Source organism: Nocardioides sp. SYSU D00065, from assembly GCF_017916425.1.
GTDB lineage: Bacteria > Actinomycetota > Actinomycetes > Propionibacteriales > Nocardioidaceae > Nocardioides.
Window position 1 is genome coordinate 20,841 of sequence record NZ_JAFMSX010000005.1, and the last position, 20,193, is coordinate 41,033.

Annotated in this window: 22 protein-coding genes and 1 tRNA gene; 16 read left to right on the forward strand and 7 right to left on the reverse strand. The window is 71.7% G+C overall.

Going from position 1 to position 20,193, the window contains the following annotated elements; all coding sequences use genetic code 11:
* The first annotated feature begins 31 nt into the window (after positions 1 to 31).
* From J3P41_RS17185 to J3P41_RS17245, 13 genes are all read left to right on the forward strand, one after another.
* Positions 32 to 2,641 carry an RNA helicase gene (locus J3P41_RS17185; protein ID WP_210651802.1) on the forward strand — a complete coding sequence of 870 codons (2,610 nt, stop codon included), beginning with the start codon at positions 32 to 34 and terminating at the stop codon, positions 2,639 to 2,641.
* A 243-nt stretch (positions 2,642 to 2,884) separates the two neighbouring features.
* On the forward strand, positions 2,885 to 3,799 hold the full coding sequence (locus J3P41_RS17190) for a ParA family protein (protein WP_307862053.1): 915 nt from the start codon (positions 2,885 to 2,887) through the stop codon (positions 3,797 to 3,799).
* Complete coding sequence (locus J3P41_RS17195) at positions 3,784 to 4,140, forward strand: hypothetical protein (protein WP_307862054.1); 357 nt, start codon at positions 3,784 to 3,786, stop codon at positions 4,138 to 4,140. Before J3P41_RS17190 ends, J3P41_RS17195 begins: the two co-directional genes overlap by 16 nt.
* Positions 4,137 to 5,030, forward strand: a complete 894-nt coding sequence (locus tag J3P41_RS17200; protein ID WP_210651803.1) for a ScpA family protein — start codon at positions 4,137 to 4,139, stop codon at positions 5,028 to 5,030. The genes J3P41_RS17195 and J3P41_RS17200 overlap by 4 nt, the downstream gene beginning before the upstream one ends.
* Positions 5,027 to 5,824 (forward strand): SMC-Scp complex subunit ScpB, encoded by a 798-nt coding sequence (scpB, locus tag J3P41_RS17205; RefSeq protein WP_307862055.1) that lies wholly within the window; start codon positions 5,027 to 5,029, stop codon positions 5,822 to 5,824. Before J3P41_RS17200 ends, scpB begins: the two co-directional genes overlap by 4 nt.
* A complete protein-coding gene (locus J3P41_RS17210; protein ID WP_210651804.1) occupies positions 5,821 to 6,624 on the forward strand; it encodes a pseudouridine synthase in 804 nt (267 codons plus the stop codon). The genes scpB and J3P41_RS17210 overlap by 4 nt, the downstream gene beginning before the upstream one ends.
* Positions 6,625 to 6,696: 72 nt before the next feature.
* The gene (aroH, locus tag J3P41_RS17215; RefSeq protein WP_210651805.1) at positions 6,697 to 7,074 is read left to right on the forward strand and encodes a chorismate mutase; all 378 of its coding nucleotides are present in this window, start codon (positions 6,697 to 6,699) and stop codon (positions 7,072 to 7,074) included.
* Positions 7,067 to 8,152, forward strand: coding sequence for a prephenate dehydrogenase (locus tag J3P41_RS17220; RefSeq protein ID WP_210651806.1), 1,086 nt, complete (start codon positions 7,067 to 7,069; stop codon positions 8,150 to 8,152). Before aroH ends, J3P41_RS17220 begins: the two co-directional genes overlap by 8 nt.
* A gap of 10 nt (positions 8,153 to 8,162) precedes the next feature.
* On the forward strand, positions 8,163 to 8,855 hold the full coding sequence (gene cmk, locus J3P41_RS17225) for a (d)CMP kinase (RefSeq protein ID WP_210651807.1): 693 nt from the start codon (positions 8,163 to 8,165) through the stop codon (positions 8,853 to 8,855).
* Positions 8,852 to 9,601 (forward strand): 1-acyl-sn-glycerol-3-phosphate acyltransferase, encoded by a 750-nt coding sequence (locus tag J3P41_RS17230; RefSeq protein WP_210651809.1) that lies wholly within the window; start codon positions 8,852 to 8,854, stop codon positions 9,599 to 9,601. Before cmk ends, J3P41_RS17230 begins: the two co-directional genes overlap by 4 nt.
* A 6-nt stretch (positions 9,602 to 9,607) precedes the next feature.
* The gene (gene der / locus J3P41_RS17235) at positions 9,608 to 10,963 is read left to right on the forward strand and encodes a ribosome biogenesis GTPase Der (protein ID WP_210651811.1); all 1,356 of its coding nucleotides are present in this window, start codon (positions 9,608 to 9,610) and stop codon (positions 10,961 to 10,963) included.
* 112 nt (positions 10,964 to 11,075) lie between these two features.
* Positions 11,076 to 11,149, forward strand: a tRNA-Pro gene (locus tag J3P41_RS17240).
* A gap of 209 nt (positions 11,150 to 11,358) precedes the next feature.
* Positions 11,359 to 11,970 carry a hypothetical protein gene (locus J3P41_RS17245; RefSeq protein ID WP_210651813.1) on the forward strand — a complete coding sequence of 204 codons (612 nt, stop codon included), beginning with the start codon at positions 11,359 to 11,361 and terminating at the stop codon, positions 11,968 to 11,970.
* 162 nt (positions 11,971 to 12,132) lie between these two features.
* Here the strand turns inward: J3P41_RS17245 and J3P41_RS17250 are convergent, their stop codons facing one another.
* Positions 12,133 to 12,777 carry a hypothetical protein gene (locus tag J3P41_RS17250; protein ID WP_210651815.1) on the reverse strand — a complete coding sequence of 215 codons (645 nt, stop codon included), beginning with the start codon at positions 12,775 to 12,777 and terminating at the stop codon, positions 12,133 to 12,135.
* Positions 12,774 to 12,947 (reverse strand): hypothetical protein, encoded by a 174-nt coding sequence (locus J3P41_RS17255; RefSeq protein WP_210652246.1) that lies wholly within the window; start codon positions 12,945 to 12,947, stop codon positions 12,774 to 12,776. The genes J3P41_RS17250 and J3P41_RS17255 overlap by 4 nt, the downstream gene beginning before the upstream one ends.
* On the opposite strand from J3P41_RS17255, the gene J3P41_RS17260 reads away from it, so the two are divergent.
* Both J3P41_RS17260 and J3P41_RS17265 read left to right on the forward strand, forming a co-directional pair.
* The gene (locus J3P41_RS17260; protein ID WP_210651817.1) at positions 12,867 to 13,565 is read left to right on the forward strand and encodes a response regulator transcription factor; all 699 of its coding nucleotides are present in this window, start codon (positions 12,867 to 12,869) and stop codon (positions 13,563 to 13,565) included. The genes J3P41_RS17255 and J3P41_RS17260 overlap by 81 nt on opposite strands.
* Positions 13,566 to 13,668: 103 nt before the next feature.
* A complete protein-coding gene (locus J3P41_RS17265) occupies positions 13,669 to 15,690 on the forward strand; it encodes a cell wall metabolism sensor histidine kinase WalK (protein WP_210651819.1) in 2,022 nt (673 codons plus the stop codon).
* Between the two features lie 143 nt (positions 15,691 to 15,833).
* Here the strand turns inward: J3P41_RS17265 and J3P41_RS17270 are convergent, their stop codons facing one another.
* Together J3P41_RS17270 and J3P41_RS17275 are read right to left on the reverse strand one after the other, a co-directional pair.
* The gene (locus J3P41_RS17270) at positions 15,834 to 16,193 is read right to left on the reverse strand and encodes a hypothetical protein (RefSeq protein WP_210651821.1); all 360 of its coding nucleotides are present in this window, start codon (positions 16,191 to 16,193) and stop codon (positions 15,834 to 15,836) included.
* Between the two features lie 50 nt (positions 16,194 to 16,243).
* On the reverse strand, positions 16,244 to 17,197 hold the full coding sequence (locus J3P41_RS17275) for a GlxA family transcriptional regulator (RefSeq protein ID WP_210651826.1): 954 nt from the start codon (positions 17,195 to 17,197) through the stop codon (positions 16,244 to 16,246).
* Between the two features lie 131 nt (positions 17,198 to 17,328).
* Here J3P41_RS17275 and J3P41_RS17280 point away from each other — a divergent pair, with 131 nt between their 5' ends.
* Positions 17,329 to 17,514, forward strand: a complete 186-nt coding sequence (locus J3P41_RS17280; RefSeq protein ID WP_210651828.1) for a hypothetical protein — start codon at positions 17,329 to 17,331, stop codon at positions 17,512 to 17,514.
* Between the two features lie 503 nt (positions 17,515 to 18,017).
* Here J3P41_RS17280 and J3P41_RS17285 read toward each other — a convergent pair.
* The 3 genes from J3P41_RS17285 to J3P41_RS17295 are packed head-to-tail and all read right to left on the reverse strand — an operon-like array spanning position 18,018 to position 19,659.
* Positions 18,018 to 19,082, reverse strand: coding sequence for a hypothetical protein (locus J3P41_RS17285; RefSeq protein ID WP_210651831.1), 1,065 nt, complete (start codon positions 19,080 to 19,082; stop codon positions 18,018 to 18,020).
* Entirely contained in the window at positions 19,079 to 19,348 is a 270-nt protein-coding gene (locus J3P41_RS17290) for a hypothetical protein (RefSeq protein ID WP_210651832.1), read from the reverse strand. Before J3P41_RS17290 ends, J3P41_RS17285 begins: the two co-directional genes overlap by 4 nt.
* On the reverse strand, positions 19,345 to 19,659 hold the full coding sequence (locus J3P41_RS17295; protein WP_210651835.1) for an SAV_915 family protein: 315 nt from the start codon (positions 19,657 to 19,659) through the stop codon (positions 19,345 to 19,347). The genes J3P41_RS17290 and J3P41_RS17295 overlap by 4 nt, the downstream gene beginning before the upstream one ends.
* Positions 19,660 to 20,193 lie beyond the last annotated feature (534 nt).

The following is a 20,193-nucleotide window of genomic DNA, read 5'->3' on the forward strand; positions in this document are numbered from 1 at the left end:
GCGTGAAACCGGCGGGTGGTTGGATCGGGGCATGCCCGACCGTCCCGCCCGCCTCGACACCCGGGTCCCGACCGGCGCGGATCCCGACGCGGTCTACGACGCCTTCACCGGCTGGGTGGCCGACCAGGGGCTCGAGCTCTACCCGCATCAGGACGAGGCGGTCATCGAGCTGCTCGGGGGCAACCACGTCGTGCTGGCCACCCCGACCGGGTCCGGGAAGTCACTGGTGGCGCTCGGCGCCCACGTCGCGGCCCTGGCCCGCGACGAGGTGAGCTTCTACACCGCTCCCATCAAGGCCCTGGTCAGCGAGAAGTTCTTCTCCCTCATCGAGGTGTTCGGCGCGGAGAACGTCGGCATGCTGACCGGCGACGCGGCGGTCAACCCGGATGCGCCGATCATCTGCTGCACGGCGGAGGTGCTGGCCAACATCGCGCTGCGCGAGGGCCGTGCCGCCGACGTCGGCCTGGTGGTGATGGACGAGTTCCACTTCTACTCCGAGCACGACCGCGGCTGGGCATGGCAGGTGCCGCTGCTCGAGCTCGTCGACGCCCAGTTCCTGCTGATGTCGGCGACCCTCGGCGACGTCTCGTTCTTCGTCGAGGACCTCGCGCGGCGCACCGGTCGCGACACCGCGGTCGTCGACAACGCCGAGCGTCCGGTGCCGCTGGACTTCCGCTGGTCGATGGAGCCCCTCGACGACACGCTGGAGGAGCTCGTCACCACCGGCCAGGACCCGGTGTACGTCGTCCACTTCACGCAGGCAGCGGCCGTCGAGCACGCGACGAACCTCCTGCGGCACCCGCCCCAGCAGGTCGACAAGGAGGCGATCGCCGAGCGGATCGGGGCGTTCCGCTTCGGCGCCGGCTTCGGCAAGACCCTCTCGCGCCTGGTCCGCAACGGCATCGGCGTCCACCACGCGGGGATGCTCCCCAAGTACCGCCGCCTGGTCGAGACGCTCGCCCAGGCCGGGCTGCTGCGCGTCATCTGCGGCACCGACACCCTCGGCGTCGGCATCAACGTGCCGATCCGCACGGTCCTGTTCACCGGCCTGGCCAAGTTCGACGGCAACCGGCAGCGGGTGCTCCGCACGCGGGAGTTCCAGCAGATCGCCGGGCGCGCCGGTCGCGCGGGCTACGACACGGCCGGCTACGTCGTCGTGCAGGCGCCCGAGCACGTCATCGAGAACGAGCAGGCGAAGGCCAAGGCCGCCGCCCGGGTCGCGGCGGGGCGCAAGAAGTCCAAGGCGCAGCTGAAGAAGGCGCCCGAGGGCACCGTGGTGTGGACCGAGCAGACCTTCGACAAGCTCGTCGCCGGCGTCCCCGAGCGACTCACCAGCCGGATGAAGGTCGACAACGCGATGCTGGTCAACGTCGTGTCCCGCGAGGAGGACGCCTTCGCGGTCATGCGGCGGCTGACGACCGACAACCACGAGGACCAGCGCGGGCGGCTCCGGCTGGCGCGCCGGGCGCTGCGACTGGCGCGCTCGCTGGAGCGCACCGGCATCCTCACGCGGCTGCCCGAGGTCGACGAGCACGGCCGACGCTTCGTGCTCACCGTGGACCTGCCCGTGGACTTCGCACTCAACCAGCCGCTGGCCCACTTCGCGCTCGCCGCCTTCGACGTCCTCGACCCGGAGTCGGAGACCTACGGCCTCGACGTCGTCTCGGTGGTCGAGGCGGTCCTCGAGGCTCCCCGCCAGATCCTGATGGCCCAGCAGCACGCCGCCCGGGGCGAGGCCATCGGCGAGATGAAGGCCGACGGCCTCGAGTACGACGAGCGGATGGCGCTGCTGGAGCAGATCACCTGGCCCCAGCCGCTGCGCGAGCTCCTCGAGGCGCTGTACGAGACCTATCGCCAGACCCATCCCTGGCTCCGCGACGACGCCTTGGCGCCGAAGTCGATCGTGCGGGAGATGTGGGAGAACGGGATGGGGTTCACCGACTTCGTCGGCCGCTACCAGCTCGCTCGCTCCGAGGGGCTGGTGCTGCGCTACCTCACCGACGCCTACCGCACGCTGCGGCAGACCGTGCCGGAGGCGCACCGCTCGCCCGAGGTCGAGGACGTCATCGAGTGGCTGGGGGAGACCGTGCGCCAGACCGACTCCTCCCTGCTCGACGAGTGGGAGGCGCTGTCGGACCCCGACCGGCTGTCCAGCGCGGTCGCCCACCACGAGCCGCCGCCGCCCCCGCGGCCGCTCTCGCGCCAGGAGCGGCCGTTCCGGGTGATGGTGCGCAACGCCATGTGGGCCCGGGTGGAGGCCGTCGCCCGCGACGACCTCGACACGCTCGTACGGCTCGAGCGCTCCGCCGCGGACCGCACCGACCCCCCGCGGCAGGTCGTCGTCGGCCGGTCGGTGTGGGACGCCGCGATGGAGGGCTACTACGCCGACCACGACTCGGTGCTGACCGATGCCGACGCCCGCGGACCCGACCTGCTGGCGGTGGGGGAGGAGCGCACCGGCGAGCCGGTCGGCGCCGAGGAGGGCACGACCGCCCGGCTGCGCGACGTGCGCCAGACCATCCACGACCCCGCCGGCGACCACGACTGGGTGATCGAGGCGGTCGTCGACTGCGACGCGACGGACGAGGCCGGCGAGCTGGTGCTCGCGACGGTGTCGATGCGGCGCCTCGGCGACACCTGAGCCACTCGCCGGTGCCGGCACAGTGGTGAAAGTGCTGGCGGAACTGTCGACGTGTCGACAAACTCCAGCGTGCTCGGCATGGTCCAATCAAGCTCCCAGACGATGCGCGAAGGAGCGGACATGAGCGTTGCGGGACCCGGTCACGGCGGCGGCAGCAGTGCCTCCGAGATGCCACCCCTCGTCCGACCACCCCGCCCCCAGCAGCACCCCGAGCCCCGCCCGACCCCTCGAGACGAGCACACCGTGACCCAGCCGCTGCCCTTCGAACGCCCCGTCCCCGCGGCGGCCGAGCCTCTCGTGGAGGTCGCGGCCGAAGCGACCCTCGGCCCGACCGGACGGCCGATGCCGGTCTTCCCCGAGCCCACGCCGCTCACCGAGCACGGCGGCGCGCGGGTGATCTCGATGTGCAACCAGAAGGGCGGAGTGGGCAAGACCACCACCACGATCAACCTCGGCGCCTCGCTGGCCGAGCTCGGTCGCAAGGTGCTGCTCGTCGACTTCGACCCGCAGGGCTCGCTGTCCGTGGGCCTGGGCCTCAACCCGCACGAGATGGACCTCACCGTCTACAACCTGCTCATGGACCGTGAGGTCGGCCTCGACGAGGTCGTGGTGCCCTCGGGCATCGCGGGCATGGACCTGCTGCCCTCCAACATCGACCTCTCGGCGGCGGAGGTCCAGCTGGTGCACGAGGTGGCTCGCGAGCAGACCCTGCAGCGGGTGCTCGCCCCGGCGCTCGAGCACTACGACGTCGTCCTCATCGACTGCCAGCCCTCGCTCGGCCTGCTGACGGTGAACGCGCTGACCGCCTCCGACGGCGTGATCGTCCCGCTCGAGTGCGAGTACTTCGCGCTCCGCGGGGTCGCGCTGCTCAAGACCACCATCGACAAGGTGCGCGAGCGCCTCAACCCCAAGCTGGAGATCGACGGCGTCCTCGGCACGATGTTCGACGGCCGCACGCTCCACAGCCGCGAGGTGATGGAGCGCCTGGTCTCGGCGTGGGGCGACAAGGTGTTCCACACCGTCATCCGCCGCACGGTGAAGTTCTCCGACGCCACGGTCGCCGGCGAGCCGATCACCTCCTACGCGTCGTCCTCGACCGGGGCCGACGCCTACCGCCAGCTCGCCAAGGAGGTGCTGACCCGGTGGCCCGCCGAGTGAGCATGCCGGCCGCGGACGACCTGTTCCGGCCGACCTCCGACACCGAGCAGCGCGAGCAGCAGGAGCAGCGGCCGCGCCGGGTGCGTGCCGTCGCCGACGACTCCGCGGCGGCCGGTCCCCGGCGCCCCAGCGGCCGCGTCCGGCACGACGAGAAGATGACCGTGTACGTCACCGCCGACGAGCTGCTCGACATCGAGCACGCCCGACTCGCCCTGCGGCGTGAGCACGGGCTCGCGGTCGACCGCGGGCGGCTGGTGCGCGAGGCGCTCGCCCTCGTCCTGGCCGACCTCGACGCGCAGGGCGCCGACAGCGCGCTGGTGCAGCGGCTGCTCGACGAGTGAGCGGCGCCAGCGACCTCGCGCCGGGCACCGCGCTCGAGCCGGGCGGCGAGGCCCCGGCGTTCGCCGTACGCCTCGACAACTTCGAGGGTCCCTTCGACCTGCTGCTGGGACTCATCGCCAAGCACAAGCTCGACATCACCGAGGTCGCGCTGTCCCAGGTGACCGACGAGTTCATCGCGCACGTCAAGAACCTCGGCGACGCCTGGGACCTCGAGCAGACGACCTCGTTCCTCGTGGTGGCCGCGACCCTGCTCGACCTCAAGGCGGCGCGGCTGCTGCCGCAGGGCGACGTCGAGGACGAGGAGGACCTCGCGCTGCTCGAGGCACGCGACCTGCTCTTCGCCCGGCTCATGCAGTACCGCGCGTTCAAGCAGGTGGCCTCGGTGCTCGCGGAGCGGCTGGCCGCAGAGGCCCGCAGCCACCCGCGCGCCGTCGGCCTGGAGGAACGGTTCGCCACTCTGCTGCCGGAGGTGCTCATCGGCATCGGCCTGGACCAGTTCGCGCGGCTGGCCGCGAAGGCGATGGAGCCCAAGCCGGTCCTCGAGGTCTCGCTGCAGCACATCCACGCCGCCAAGGTGAGCGTCCGCGAGCAGGCCCAGCTGGTCGCCGACCGGCTGCGCCGCAGCGGCACGATGACGTTCCGCGCGCTGTGCGGCGACTCGCCCGACCGGCTCACCACCGTCGCGCGGTTCCTCTCGCTCCTCGAGCTGTTCCGGGAGGGCGCCGTCGGCTTCGACCAGGTGACGCCCCTCGGCGAGCTGACGGTCCGGTGGACCGGGGCGGAGGACGGCGAGGTGGACATCCAGGACGAGTTCGACGGAGCGCCACCGCCCGACGAGAATGGACCTGCGCCGTCGGCGCCCGCCGACGCGCCCGAGGAGGACCAGTGAGCGACCAGCCCGATGCCCGCGACGAGGGCGCGGAGCCGGACGTCGACACCCTGGCCGTCGCGATCGCGGAGCTGCGGCCGGCGTTGGAGGCCATCTTGATGGTCTCGGACGAGCCGCTGGACAAGGTCCGCCTCGCCAGCGTGGTGGGCCACCCGGTCGCCGAGGTGGAGTCCGCGTTGCACGCCTTGGCCGCGGAGTACACCGAGCAGGGTCGCGGCTTCGACCTGCGCGCCGTCGCCGGCGGCTGGCGCTTCTACTCCCGGCCGGAGTTCGCCGGGGTGGTGGAGTCCTTCGTCCTCGACGGGCAGCAGGCGCGGCTCACCCAGGCCGCGCTCGAGACGCTGTCGGTCGTGGCCTACAAGCAGCCCGTCTCCCGCGCCCGGGTCTCGGCGATCCGCGGCGTCAACGTCGACGGCGTGATGCGCACCCTGCTCAACCGCGGCCTGGTCGAGGAGGCGGGCCAGGACGAGCAGAGCGGTGCCAACCTGTACCGCACCACCTCCTACTTCCTCGAGCGCATCGGCATCACCTCGCTCGAGGACCTGCCCGAGCTCGCGCCGTACCTCCCCGACATGGACGACCTCGAGGACGAGCTGGCCAGCGTCGCCGGCCTGGACGCGCCCGCCCCCGAGCCGTCTCCTGACCCGCAGCTCGAGCCGGACTCCGAACCTGCCGCCGTGCCTGATCCTGCCGCGCCTGGTCCAACCGTGCACCCGTCCCCGCACCCGTCCCCGCACCCGTCCCCGCACAGCGGCGCCGGCACCGAGCCCGACGGCGGGACGGAGATCGCATGAAGCCGCACGACGCCCCCGACAACGACCAGCCCGCCTCGCAGCGCCCCGCCACCGACGAGGACGGGCTGATCCGACTGCAGAAGCTGCTCGCCCAGTCCGGGGTGGCCAGCCGGCGCAAGTGCGAGGAGCTGATGCTCGACGGCCTGGTCGAGGTCGACGGCGAGGTGGTCACCCGCCTCGGCACGAAGGTGGACCCGCGCACGGCCGTGATCCGCGTCGACGGCAAGCGGCTGCCGCCGATCAGCGACAAGGTCTACCTCGTGCTCAACAAGCCGCGCGGCGTCGTGTCGACGATGAGCGACCCCGAGGGCCGCCGCACGCTCGGTGACCTGGTGGCGGACCGCCCCGAGCGGCTGTTCCACGTGGGCAGGCTCGACACCGACACCGAGGGCCTGATCATCCTCACCAACGACGGCGACTTCGCGCAGCACCTCGCGCACCCCTCCCACGAGGTCGACAAGACGTACGTCGCCGAGGTCGAGGGGGAGGTGCACGTCCGCACCGTGCGCGCCCTCCTGGCGGGCGTCGAGCTCGACGACGGCCCCGTGAGCGTCACGCACGCCCGGGTGGTCGGCGGCGACCCGCGCCGCGAGGGCAGCAACCGCTCGATCGTCGAGCTCACCATCCACGAGGGCCGCAACCGCATCGTGCGGCGGCTCCTGGAGCACGTCGGGCACCCGGTCCGCCGCCTCACCCGGACCCAGATCGGTCCGGTGACCCTCGCCCGTCTCCGGTCCGGTGAGATGCGCGAGCTGACCGTCGCCGAGCTGGGCGAGCTGATGGACAGCGCGCAGCTCTGAGCCGGCGTCGTCGCCGCACCCGGGTGGCGAGACGGCGGCGGGGCGGGCCCGCGCGCTGGCTAGGGTTCGGCCATGGCAGTACGAGCAGTGCGGGGCGCGACCCAGCTGGAGGAGGACTCGCGCGAGCACATGCTCGCCCGGGTCGCGGAGCTGGTCGGCGACGTGATGGAGGCCAACTCCCTCGTCGTCGACGACTTCATCTCGATCATCTTCACCGCGACGAGCGACCTGACCAGCGAGTTCCCGGCGTACGCCGCACGGCAGCTCGGGTTCTCCGACGTCCCCCTGGTCTGCGCACGCGAGCTGGAGATCGAGGGCTCGATGCCGCGGGTGGTGCGGCTGATGGCGCACGTCGAGACCGAGCTGCCCCGCGCCGAGATCACCCACGTCTACCTGCACGGCGCCGCCAACCTGCGCCGGGACCTGGCCCGGACCACCAGCCATGACTGAGGACGCCCTGCCGGGTCTCGTCGGGCCGGTCGAGGTCGTCGGGTCCGGCCTGGTGGGCACGTCCATCGCGCTCGTGTGCCGCCGGCTCGGCCTCGACGTCGTCCTGCGCGACACCGCTGTCGAGCACGTCCGCACCGCCTCGGGGCTGGGCGCAGGCAGGCCGGTCGCGCCCGGCGACCGGCCGCAGCTCGTGGTGGTGGCGGTGCCGCCCGCTGCGATCGGCGACGCCATCGTCGACGCGCTGCGTCGCTCGGACGCCGTGGTGACCGACGTGGGCAGCGTGAAGGCGGCCCCGCTGGCAGCGGTGTCGGCCCGGGTGTCCGGCGCGGACCTCGCGAGGTACGTCGGCTCGCACCCGATGGCCGGCAGCGAGCGATCCGGCCCGCTCGCCGCGAGCGCCGCGCTGTTCGACGGACGTCCGTGGGCGGTCACGCCGCACCCCGGAGCGCATCCCGAGGCGGTCGGCCTCGTCGAGTCGCTGGTGCTGGAGTGCGGGGCCGCGCCGATCCGGATGGACCCTGACGAGCACGACCGTGCGGTGGCCCGGATCTCGCACCTGCCGCACCTCGCCGCCGTGCTCGTCGCCGGACGGCTCGCCGCGGCGCCGGCCGAGCACCTCGCGCTGTCGGGCCAAGGCGTGCGCGACGTCACCCGCGTCGCCGCGAGCGACCCGGCGCTGTGGCAGCAGATCCTCGCGGCCAACGCCACTGCCGTGCTGGACCTGCTGGCAGAGGTGCGCAGCGACCTCGACGACCTGATGACCGCGGTCGAGCAGGACCCCGGTCGGGGCCTCGTGGAGATCCTGTCGCGCGGCAACGCCGGCACCGCGGCCATCCCCGGCAAGCACGGCGGACCCGCGCGCCCGACGCGCTCCGTGTTCGTGGCCGTCCCTGACCATCCCGGCGAGCTGGCCCGCCTGTTCGGCGACGCCGGCGAGATCGGCGTCAACATCGAGGACGTGCGCATCGACCACGACCCCGCCCGGCCCGTCGGCCTGACCGAGCTGGTGGTCGAGCGTGGCAGTGCCGACCGGCTCCTCACCGCTCTCGAATCCCGCGGCTGGACCACGCACCGGTAACCTCCCGCCCGTGAACCCCGCCGCCACCCCGTCCCTCGTCGTCGCCGTCGACGGCACCTCCGGATCCGGGAAGTCGAGCACCTCGCGCGGCGTCGCCGAGCGGCTCGGGCTGCGCTACCTGGACACCGGCGCGATGTTCCGGGCGATGACCTGGTGGCTGCTGCGCGAGGGCGTCGACGTACGTGACGAGGCCGCGGTGGCCGCGGCGGCCGGGCGTCCGACCATCGAGTCCGGGACGGACCCGCTCGCGCCCACCATCACCGTCGACGGCGTCGACGTGTCGGTCGAGATCCGCGGCGAGGAGGTCACGTCGGCGGTGAGCCCGGTGAGCGCCGTCCCCGAGGTGCGCGCGCGGCTCCTGGAGCTCCAGCGCGAGGCCATCGGCGCCGGCGGCATCGTGGTCGAGGGTCGCGACATCGGCTCCGTGGTGTGGCCCCAGGCCGAGGTCAAGGTCTACCTCAGTGCCGACCCCGACGCCCGCGCCGAGCGGCGTACGGCCGAACAGGGCGGCACCGACGTGGCGAGCACCCAGCAGTCGCTCCTCGAGCGCGACCGCATCGACTCGGGCCGAGCCACCGCCCCGCTGAAGATCGCCGACGGCGCGGTGCACGTCGACAGCACGCACCTCACGCTGGCCGAGGTGATCGACCGGATCGTCGACCTCGCCGTCCAGTCCAGCCCGGAGGTCCGGGAGAGCTCGTGAGCGGGACCCACCTGCCCACCAGCAGCGACGTGCACCCGCCCACCGGGCTGCTGCGCGCCGTACGGCCGGTCGCGGCGTGGCTGGTCCGCCGCCGCTGGCCCGTCACCGTGCACGGCGCGGATCGCGTCCCGACGGCCGGCGGCACCATCCTGGCCGCCAACCACATCGGGCTGCTGGACGGTCCGCTGCTGGCGACCTACGCCCCTCGCCCGGTGCACGCCCTGACGAAGCAGGAGATGTTCGCCGGGCCGCTCAGCGGCTTCCTGCGACGCACCGGGCAGATCCCCCTGGACCGCTATCGGCCGGACCCCGGAGCGATCCGGTCCTGCCTGCGGGTGGTCCGCGACGGCGGGGCGGTGGGCATCTTCCCCGAGGGCGCCCGAGGCGACGGCGAGCTGCGCCGGTTCCACCACGGAGCGGCGTACCTCGCGCTCGTCACGGGCGCGCCGGTCGTGCCGGTCACGATCATCGGGACCCGACCGCCCGGCGGCGGCATCAACGCGCTGCCGGCCCGCGGCACCCCGGTCGACATCGTCTTCGGCCGACCGTGGCAGACGACACAGACCGACTGGCCGCGCACCCGGGAACAGGTGGCCGCCACGTCGGTGTTGCTCAAGGGGCACATGCTGTCCGAGTTGGACAGCGCCCTGGCGCTGACGCGCCGATCCTTGCCGGGACCACTTCCTGCGGGACAATCCGAGGACGACCCCGACACCGGGCTCGTCGAGCATGACAGAGAGCTGTGAGCGCCCATGAGTGAGTACGACGCCGTCGCCGTCGAGACCGAGTCCGGTCCGACGCCGGTGCTGGCCGTGGTCGGCCGCCCCAACGTGGGCAAGTCGACGCTGGTCAACCGGATCATCGGGCGCCGCGAGGCCGTGGTCGAGGACCGGCCCGGCGTGACGCGGGACCGCGTGTCCTACGACGCCAACTGGAACGGCCGCGCCTTCACCGTGGTCGACACCGGCGGCTGGGACCCCGACGCGCGCGGCCTGGCCGAGCGCATCGCCGGGCAGGCCGAGGTGGCGGTCTCGCTGGCCGACGCCGTGCTCTTCGTGGTCGACGCCACCGTCGGCATCACCGACGCCGACGAGGCCGTCGTACGCATCCTGCGCGCGTCCGGCAAGCCGGTGGTGCTGGCCGCCAACAAGGTCGACGACCAGCGCACCGAGGCCGAGGCCTACGGGCTGTGGAACCTCGGGCTGGGGGAGCCCTGGCCCGTCTCCGCACTGCACGGCCGCGGGTCCGGCGACATGCTCGACGCGATCCTCGCGGCCCTGCCCGAGACGCCCGCGGAGTCCTTCGACGAGGTCGGCGGCCCGCGCCGCATCGCGATCGTCGGCAAGCCCAACGTCGGCAAGTCGTCCCTGCTCAACATGCTGGCCAAGGAGGACCGCGTCGTCGTCGACAACGCCGCCGGCACGACGGTCGACCCGGTCGACGAGCTGATCACCCTCGGCGACCGGACCTGGCGCTTCATCGACACCGCGGGCATCCGCAAGCGGGTCAACCAGGCCTCGGGCCACGAGTACTACGCCTCGCTGCGCACCACCACCGCCATCGACCGCGCCGAGGTGGCCGTGCTGGTGCTGGACGCCAGCCAGACGGTCTCCGAGCAGGACATGCGCATCATCCAGACGATCCGCGACGCCGGGCGCGCGATGGTGATCGCGTTCAACAAGTGGGACCTCGTCGACGAGGAGCGCCGGCACTACCTCGAGCGGGAGGTCGAGCGCGACCTGGTGCAGGTGCGCTGGGCGCCGCGCATCAACTTCACCGCCCGCACCGGATGGCACGTCGACCGGCTCGTTCCGGCCATCGACCGCGCGCTGGAGGGTTGGGAGACGCGCGTGGGCACCGGCGCGCTCAACACCTTCCTCGGCCGGCTGGTGGCCGAGCACCCGCACCCCGTGCGCAGCGGCAAGCAGCCCAAGATCCTGTTCGCCACGCAGCCGTCGACGTCGCCGCCGACGTTCGTGCTGTTCACCAGCGGCAAGCTGGACGCCGCCTACGAGCGCTTCGTCGAGCGCCGGCTCCGCGAGGAGTTCGGGTTCGTCGGCACGCCGATCGTCATCAACCAGAAGCCGCGCGAGAAGCGCAAGCGCTGACGGCTGGGGCCCGCTCACGCCGTGGCGACGACACCGGGCGGGTCGATTCCGCTGCTGCGCCGACCCTACGGTAGTGTTCCCCTCGCTCCGCGGGCCTCGTGCCGGGAGCATTCGGGCTGTGGCGCAGCTTGGTAGCGCACTTGACTGGGGGTCAAGGGGTCGCAGGTTCAAATCCTGTCAGCCCGACCGAGAAACCGGCTCTGACCAGCGGAAACGCTGAGTCAGGGCCGGTTCCGCATCTGGGCGCGAACGCGATGCTCTGCGGTGCACTGGCAATTCGTCGCGCACGGGGGCTACCACCCGCTCGGAGGAGCACCGGAGTTGTTCGACTTCCTCGACCTGTACGAGGTCAACTACACGAACCACATGCCGGCCGACTAGGACCAAGGACCGCGGTGCCCGACTACGCCAGCCTCACCCCCGAGCAGGCAGACGCCTACATCGCCCGGTTCATGGCCGAGATGGACGCGAGCCGGCAACGGCTTGCTGACGCGCTCGAGCGTCAAGGCGTTGATCCGGCGCTGGCACGCGACTTCACCCCCGGCTCGCTCGACGCCATCTGGGCGCCGCTGATCCCGCTGCTCGAGTGGCAGGGGCGTTATCAGGCTCCTCAACCGCCGCACAGGCCGGCTGCCGTATCCCCACTCGACGGGTTGGGCGACCTCGATGCTCTGCCGTCTTGGTTCACCGCGGACGGCGGCCACGGACTGCAACGGTTCTCTCCCACGACCCTGTGGGTCATCGACGGCGTCGCCCGCCACCTAGGCAACGTTCTCGCAGTCGAACACGGGTGGGCCTGGCAGGTGGGCCACGGCCCGACCGCAGGATTCGCCTACGAAAACCAACCGGTCGTGGCAGGCGGCGGCGATCTGTGGAGCCCGCTCATGACCACCGCTGTCCTGGTAGGCCGGCACCTGAACGGGAGCGAGCACGCTAGCTCTCCCCGTGCGACCCACGACGTCTGGCTGAACCCCCCAGCATGGCCTTGGCGGCCGCGCGCTTCATGAGCCGTTACGCGGCGAACTGACGCCCGTGTGGCGGAGGCAGCTCGCCGCGACCGCCGCCAGGGCGGCGGCCCGCTCATGGGCGCTAAGGCAGAGCCGTGCTGCCGGCACTCGGGAGAGTGCCGGCAGCACGGGGATGCATGTGTTGGGTCGGGGGGCGAGCGGTCAGCGTCCGAAGGTCGACATGAGGCAGGTTGCCTCGATCTGGGCAGCGTCGTCGGGAACAGGCGTCGACGCGGAGTCGTAGGTCCAGAGCAGGCCGCTGGGGACGTCGTCGCCTGTGGTGGGCAGGTGGACCGCGATGCCGTGCTCGCGCAGGCAGTCGACGTTGGCCTGAGCCTCGGCGTGATAGTCGGGGTTAGTGGCCGGGTCCAGTTCGCGGGGCTGCTTCATCTCGAGGTCGGCGCACGCCGAGAGGGCCTCGCTCGGGACCGGCTCAGCGATGACGACCGGGTTGTGGTCACCTTGGAACACGGCCATCTCGGCGGCGTTGTCTCGAGCCGCTCCGTTGTCGAGCAGACACGTGTTGTAGGCGTGGGCCATCTCGCCGCGGCGCGCCTCGGTGTCGTCCAGGTACATCTGCCCCGCAGAGTCCTCGCTCCGGCTGTCGGCGCCGCCCGAGGCGGCGTTCGTCGGCGTCGCGCTGATCGAAGGCACGGTTGCGTCGGCGGCGCCGCTCGCGGGGCTTGGGGACGTGACGGCCTTGCTGCTGCCGGTCGTGCTGAGGGCGAGGAAGGCGGCGACGATCGTCAGGATCGTCACGGTGAGGGCGAGGGCTGGTGCGCGTCCTGCGCGCTGGGTGGTGGTCATGACACGAAGTTAGGGACGCGATGTTGTGAACTTGTCAGGGAGTTGTCGTCATCCTGTCGGCGCTGAGGTCGCTGCTGCACAATCCTGGTGTGGGTGCCCGTGTAGTTGTAGCCGAGGACGATGTCAAGCAGGCCGATCTGGTCAGGCGGTACTTGCAGCACGACGGTCACGACGTGACCGTCGTGCACGACGGCGCGGCCGCTCTCGAGGCTGCGCGGCAGGTCGAGCCTGATCTCGTCGTGCTGGACGTGATGATGCCGGCGCCCGACGGCTTCGCCGTGTGCCGGCGGCTGCGAGCGGAGTCGGAGGTAGCCATCCTTATGCTGACGGCGCGGATCGGCGAGGACGACCTCCTGCACGGCCTCGATGTGGGGGCCGACGACTACCTCACCAAGCCCTATAGTCCTCGCGAGCTGGCCGCACGGGTTCGTACCTTGCTTCGCCGCTCGGGCGCCGGTCGCACTCCAGCGACGGGGGACGAGGTGCTCCGTGTCGGCGACGTCGAGGTCGACCCCCGGCGCCACGAGGTCCACGTCACGGGCGAGCTGGTGCCCCTCACTCCGGGCGAGTTCGCGGTGCTCAGGCTGTTCGCCAGCGAGCCCGGGCGAGTGTTCACCCGGGACCAGGTCATCAGGCACGTGCACGGCGTGGACGGCTACCTGACCGCGCGCACCGTCGACGTTCACGTGATGAACCTGCGACGCAAGATCGAATCGGATCCGAGGCGGCCCCGGCGGCTTGTGACCGTGTACGGCGTCGGTTACAAGCTGGTCGGCGCCCATGGGTGACTCCAGTCCTCCAAGCAGTGCGCGGCCCAGCGCCGGCTCGAGCCAGGCTTCGGGGTCGGACGCACAGGTGGTGTCGAGTGCGGTCCCTCTGCGTCGCAGCCTCGTGCTGCGGCTCTTCGCCCTGGTCGCGGTCGTCGCCTTGTGCTCGGTTCTTGCCACGGCATGGCTCACCGCGCAGGTCACCATCGCGGGCCTGCGCGAGACGCAGGGCGACGTGCTGGAAGCAAGCGACCGGGTCGCCGACGCGCTGAGTGAGTACGCGTCGACCCACTCGGACTGGTCCGGTGCGCAACCCCTCGTGCAGCGCCTTGCCGAAGGCACCGGACAACGCATCACCGTCACCGACGTTCAAGGCACGGTGCTGGTCGATTCCACGACGAGCGGCGCGCCGCTCCCTGACCGTCCGTCGGCACGGATCGACGTGCTCAACACCTACCCGACCGGGGGCGAGACACCGACGGCAGCGACGGATGCCGCGACACCGTGCCCTGACGGGACAACCGACCAGGGGCAGTGCGCGGTGAGCGGAGGCCCCTACGCCGCAGGGCCGCCGGACGGGTCGCCCATCGATCCCCGGGCGACGGGCCCGCTGGCACTGAACGCTGCCGAGCGCGAGACGTCTCGGCGCCGAGCAGACCGGCTCGCTGCGTGTCTGCGCGCCACGACCCGATCTGACGTCCAGGTGGAGACCACCGCTACTGGCCGGTCGGTCGTTCGGATCTCAGGTGCGGTCCCGGCGGTGCCGACGTCGTGCGACCTGACCAGGGCCGCCGCGCCGCTGCCCTCCGAGATCGGACCCCTGGCGCTGTTGAACTCAGCGACCAACGCCTGCACCCGCCGCCAAGACGGTCCGAAGGTGGACCTGACTCCAGATCTCGGCTGGACCCAGCGGCTGCCGCGGACGACGGCGTCGGATGCTGTGGTGCAGACCTGCTTGACTGACGCCCGGCGCGAACTGCTCACCGCGCACGTGGCCCCGCCGGCGTTGCTGTTCGTCACTCGCCCTCGCCAACAGGCGGCCGTCTTCCTCGACCTGTCGACCGGGAACTGGTGGCGGATCCTGGGTCTGTCGACGCTGGTGCTGGTGATCAGCCTCGGTTTCGCTGCGGTGGCCGGACGCCAGCTGGTCGGTCCGTTGGCCGCTCTGACCACCGCGGTCCGGCAGATGCGAGGCGGCGACCTGTCGGCGCGGGCCGAGGTACGTCGGCGCGACGAGGTCGGCGGACTGGCGGCGGCGTTCAACGCTATGGCCGAGAGCCGCGAGCGCGACGAGATGCTGCGCAAGGCGATGGTCGCTGACGTCGCCCACGAGCTGCGCAACCCGCTGAGCACCATCCGCGGGGCGCTCGAGGGCGCGCAGGACGGTCTCCTCGACACCGACTCGCAGTTGGTGGACTCCCTTCTCGAGGAGACGCTGCTGCTGCAGCACGTGGTGGAAGACCTGCGCGACCTGGCTGCCGCCGACGCAGGCGACCTGCGGCTCACGATCCGGCCGTTGCCTGTGGCCGCGGTGGTCGACCAGGTCCTGGCCGCCCACGCTCAGGACGCAGCGGATGGCGGGGTCCGTCTCGTCAACGAAGTCGCGGCGAGCTTGGTGGTTGCAGCGGACGGGTTGCGCGTCCGCCAACTGCTCGGCAACCTCGTCACCAATGCGGTGCGACACACACCGCCGGGCGGCTCCGTCCGCGTCAGTGCGACCCTCACCGATGGTTGGGTGACCGTTGATGTCCGCGACACCGGTGAGGGCATCCCCGCGTCACAACTGCCACACGTGTTCGACCGGTTCTGGCGCGCCGATCCGTCTCGAACGCGAGCCAGCGGCGGAAGTGGCCTCGGCTTGGCCATCGTGCGTCAGCTGACCGAGGCGCACGGTGGGTCGGTCGCCGTCACGAGCACGGTGTCCGAGGGGTCGACGTTCTCTGTCCGGCTGCCGGTCGCCGATACGAACGTTGACCTCGACCGCACAAGCGGCGCAGGCCGCGGCACGTACCCCGTCATGCGCGTGGAGTCGCGGGGCAGGGCGGCTGAGGCGCCGGGCGCTGGGGGCGCCCTACCTGCAGGTCCGACCCCACAGGTAGGTCCCAGATGCCGATCGGCGCCGGCTCAAGCTCGCACACTGAGTTGACGTCCGTGATGACGAGGTTGTTCGCAGCGCACGTGCTTCGAGACCAGGCACGCGCCCGCTGCTGGGGTGAACTCGATCGCCATGGGTTCAGCTCCTTCTCGTCGCCGGGGTCACCTCGGCTCGACTGCCCACGGGCGGTTGGGCTAGTGCTCGGGTGCCGGGACGGGGATGCCGCGGTCGCTCAGCGTCTGTTCGGCGCGGATGACGAGCTCGCCACGCCCGCCCGACCACTTCCGCAGGTTGGCCAGCACCGTGCGCCCGTCGATGCTCTGCTGCAGCAGGTCAAGGTCAGGACGTGCGAGGAGCACGTCGTAAAACGGCTCCAGGTCGACGTCGCTGAACGTGAACGTCGCGGCGATGGTCTCTAGCGGGGTGCCGAACTTCTTGATGACCTCGTTGACGTCAGCGCCCGCGTCGAGCATCCGCGCGAGTAGCGGCGCCTCGGCGCGACCCCCTGGCCGCGGTGGTGCCAGGCGTGCAGGCACGTCCTCGGGGATGCGCATGACCCAGCGCTGGCGCGGCCCGCCCGTCCGGCCAACCGGGTCCCGGTCTGTCAGGCGGTGGCACTCGCGAAGCGAAGCCGGTACCGCCCCGGAGTGACTCCGACCTGCGTGGTGAAGCTCGCCCGGAAGGTCGCGGGCGAGTAGTAGCCCGCCTCGTGGCTGATCCGGTCGAGCGACAGGTCGGTCCGCTCGAGCAGGGTCTTGGCGATCGCGATCCGTTCGGCCGCCACCCAGCGCATCGGTGTCGTTCCGAGGTCGTGCTGGAAGCGGCGCGCGAGGGTTCGGGGTGACGCCGCTGCCGCGTGGGCGAGCCGCACGAGGGTGACGTCCTCGTGCAGGTGTGCGTGCAGCCAGGTGCGGAGCTCGTCGAGCCAGTGGGCGTGCTCGGTCAGCGGGTCCGCTGCGACGTACTGCGCTTGGTCGCCGTCGCGGTGTGCGGCGATCACCAGGTTGCGGGCGATCGTGTTGGCGGCCTGCTGGCCGTGGTCGGTGCGGATCAGGTGGAGGCAGAGGTCGAGGCCGGCCGCCGATCCGGCGCTGGTGAGCACCCCGTCGTCGACGTAGATCGCGCGCGCATCCACGTCGACTGCCGGGTAGCTGCGCTGCAGCAGGTCGGCCCAGCGCCAGTGCGTCGTGGCTCGGTGGCCGTCGAGGAGGTCCGCCTCGGCCAGCGCGAAGGCGCCGGTGCAGAGCGAGACCATGCGTACGTTGGCGGCCGCGGCCCGGCGCAACGCGCGGACCAGTGCCGCGTTCACGGGCTCCTCGGGGCGGATCGCGGGCACGAGGACGGTGTCGGCTTCAGCGAGCGCGGCGAGCGGTCGGTGCGGCACGAGTCGAGGCCCGCCGTGGACGCGCACGCCGCGGAGGTCGCCGTACAGGGCGACGTCGTACAACGGACTGGCGTTGCGGTCCCAGTCGTAGCCCAGCGCCTCGAGTGGCATGCCGATCTCGAAGAGCGTCATGCCGTCGACGATCGGGATGGCGATCGACTGTTGCGATGGCATGGCAAGAAACTAGCAGTGGATGTCATTCTTGCCACTACTTCGCGCGCATCGATCGGCGGGATCGTTGAGGGCATGACCACACACCAGATATCCACCACGTCCAGCCCCCAGCTGCCGGCAGCGCCGCACCGGTGACCGTCGACCGCAGCATCGCCCGCCGTGTCTGGCAGGTCGTGCTCGACGTCGTCCACGGCGTCGACGCCGGCGCGTTGGTCGCGCACGGTCGGGAGGTGCCGCCGGACCACCCCGCGCGCCGGCGTCGGCTCGACCGCGAGGAGGCCGAGCGCCGGCCGGCCGCGCTCCATCCGAGAACCTGACCTGCGCCCGTCACGGGCATGCCCGGACCCGTCGCCACTGCGTCGAGTCGCGGGTCAGGGCAGCTGAGGCGCCGGAGCGGCGCGCAAAGTATCGGGCTCCGCGGGCAATAGCGCTTCAGAGTCAACAACTTGGTCGCACTCCATCAGTAGCGCCGCCGGGCTGAGACACGGCCCGCTCCATGTCCGGGTGTCCGACCTCGTCCACCACGTGCTCGACGACCTCGTCTGGTCGGGCGCAGCTGAAGAGACGCGGTGGATCGTCTGCGCCGTCCTGGCCTCCCACGGGCCCTCACCTATCTCGGGTCCAGTCCATCGCTACCCCCGACCGGGTCGTGAGCAGCGTGCCCGTCTAGGGGAATCGAATCTCGGCGAGCGGCACGATGCCCAACGGGAGCTATGCGAATGCCGATCACACCGTGCGCACCGATGCGGGCACGTGCTTGGCGCGCCCGGCGTACGCCAGCGCCTGCTGGGCCACCGACCCACGCTAGGCCGCCGCGGGCTCAGAAGATCGTGTCCCAGAGGCCGATCGGCCCCGAGTCGATTGCCTCGCGGATGTCCTGAGGCACCAGCGCCTCGTAGCCCTCCACCGCGAGCAGCCCCCCGACGAAACCGCCGAACACGGTTCCGCCCACGACCGCGCCGAGACCGCTCCCGACCATCGCGGCGCCGCCGATCGCCGATCCGAGCCAGCCGCCGACGGTGCTCACGCCAGTCTCACCGACGCCACTGCCGGTGGCGAGCGCGTAGATGCCGCCGATGACGTCCCCGATCGGACCCGTGTGCCGGAGGATGCTGCCCACCGGCAGCGCCTCGCCGGCCCGCGCCGCAGCCTCCTCCTTCGCGACCATCTTGTTCCATGCGTCGTCGACCATCCTCCGGGCGACGGGGTGCTCGCCCCACGCACTGCTGTAGATGTTGGCCGTCTGCTGGGCATCGCGGACGTTCGAGTCCAACCTCGCGACGTGCCGGTTCCACTCCTCGCCCGCCCAGGTCGTCGGCGACGCGACCGCCATGCTGCCCAGGTCGGTGACCAGCTTCGCGAGCCGCGACGGCTCGGGCGCCTCACTCATGTTGGCCTCCATCCAGACCATGAGCTCGCCGAGCTCGGTCCCCACGTGCTCGTCGAGGTCGTTGTAGGCGAACTGCGCCGTGACGTACTCGCGGTAGGTCGCGAGCACCTGCGGGTCCGTCTCGTCGTCAGCCGGTTGCGGTACGGGGTCGGGCGGGTGCACGACCATGCCGTCGACGCGGAGGGACTGGCCACGCGCCCACTCGAGCTTGCGGCCGAAGTCGGACTGGATGCGGTCGATCTGGCCGGCGTAGGCCATCACCTTCTCGCTCCAGTGAGCAGCGCCGGCCTTGGCCTGCGCGGTCCCGTTGCCGAGCTCGGTCATCAGGGAGGTGAAGGCCGTCGCCGCCTCGCCCTCGAAACCGGTGATCGAGGCGTTCTTCGCGTGCCCCGAGCTGGTGGAGGCGGCGGTCTCGAGGTAATCGGCGTCGTCTCGGAGCCAGCGTGCGACCGCCCGGATCGCGTCGACGTCCCCCGGAACGTAGGTGTCGATCACGGCGTCCCCCTGAACCTGTCGGCGACCTGGTCCTCGGTCTGTTGGACGTCGGCGACCAGGGCGTCGAGGGCGGCCGTCGTGTGCCGGTGCACGAGCGCGGCGTCACGCGTGGCATCGCCGGCGACCTTCAGGGCCTCGAAGACCCGCGTCGCCATGGGGCCGAGGTCGGAGGCACCGGGTGCCTGCCCGAGCATGTCCTCGAGGGAGTCGGCCGCCTGACGGTGCACGTTGCCCAGCTGCGTCAGCGTGGCGGGGTCGAGCCTCATCGAATCCGCCCCCCGTCCCGGGCATGGTCAGGAACCTCTATGTCGAACAGGATCACGTCGTAGGGCTGGCGCTCCCGCACCTGGCCCAGGCTCTCGGTGGCGTGGACCTGCCAAGGCTGATGGGGCCCGCAGCCGTCGGCGAGCCGATCCAGCGCCGTGTAGGCCAGCAAGGCGTCGCGGCCGTCGCGCATCCCTCGGACGACGTAACGCACGGCCCCGTCCTCGCGCTGCTCGTGCACGGGCAGGTAGACGACCGGAGGGATGATCCGGCGGTGGTCGGTGCCCGGCTCGGGCGGCGTCGACTCGGGCATGCTACCTCGCTTCGCGTCGGGGGGTGAACAGTGCAGAGCCTTGCCGCGAAGTGCTGCGATGAAACGGCAAGGACCCGGCAACCGAGCGGCAAGATCGATCACGCCGCTGCCGGGCTGGTGGCGCCGGCAGGTCGCTGACTCGGGCTCGATCTCTTAGACCCGACGTCCACGGCATCGAGCGCCTCGTGCGAGGCCGCACCCATCCGCACGTCGCCTCGCTGCAAGCGCTGCCGGAAGCGTTGGTCGAGCCAGCCGGTGTCGGTCCCGCCGAGCGCCAAGTGGTGCTCGACGCCTGGAACCATCAGCGCGCTCACGTGTCCTACGCGCAACTGGCAACGACCGCGACCTCGACGCCGACCTGGCGTCGCGGTCGAGCTCCACATCGTGGCGCCCGGGTTGGCTTGACGGTCGAGCCGACCGTTCGAAGGGCGAACGCTGCTGGCCCCGGGATCGGCCTTGTGCGCGGGAGTCGTCGCTCGGGCCCGGTTGTCCAGTTCGAGTGTTCCAGAACTCGTGAGCCACGCAGGCTCCTCG

What these genes read in the sequence shown, in the direction of transcription:
- J3P41_RS17185 (WP_210651802.1), top strand. Translation starts at nt 32, where the DNA reads ATGCCCGACCGTCCCGCCCGCCTCGACACCCGGGTCCCGACCGGCGCG.
- J3P41_RS17210 (WP_210651804.1), top strand. Translation starts at nt 5,821, where the DNA reads ATGAAGCCGCACGACGCCCCCGACAACGACCAGCCCGCCTCGCAGCGC.
- aroH (WP_210651805.1), top strand. Translation starts at nt 6,697, where the DNA reads ATGGCAGTACGAGCAGTGCGGGGCGCGACCCAGCTGGAGGAGGACTCG.
- J3P41_RS17220 (WP_210651806.1), top strand. Translation starts at nt 7,067, where the DNA reads ATGACTGAGGACGCCCTGCCGGGTCTCGTCGGGCCGGTCGAGGTCGTC.
- der (WP_210651811.1), top strand. Translation starts at nt 9,608, where the DNA reads ATGAGTGAGTACGACGCCGTCGCCGTCGAGACCGAGTCCGGTCCGACG.
- J3P41_RS17250 (WP_210651815.1), bottom strand. Translation starts at nt 12,777, where the DNA reads ATGACCACCACCCAGCGCGCAGGACGCGCACCAGCCCTCGCCCTCACC.
- J3P41_RS17270 (WP_210651821.1), bottom strand. Translation starts at nt 16,193, where the DNA reads ATGCGCATCCCCGAGGACGTGCCTGCACGCCTGGCACCACCGCGGCCA.
- J3P41_RS17275 (WP_210651826.1), bottom strand. Translation starts at nt 17,197, where the DNA reads ATGCCATCGCAACAGTCGATCGCCATCCCGATCGTCGACGGCATGACG.
- J3P41_RS17290 (WP_210651832.1), bottom strand. Translation starts at nt 19,348, where the DNA reads ATGAGGCTCGACCCCGCCACGCTGACGCAGCTGGGCAACGTGCACCGT.
- J3P41_RS17295 (WP_210651835.1), bottom strand. Translation starts at nt 19,659, where the DNA reads ATGCCCGAGTCGACGCCGCCCGAGCCGGGCACCGACCACCGCCGGATC.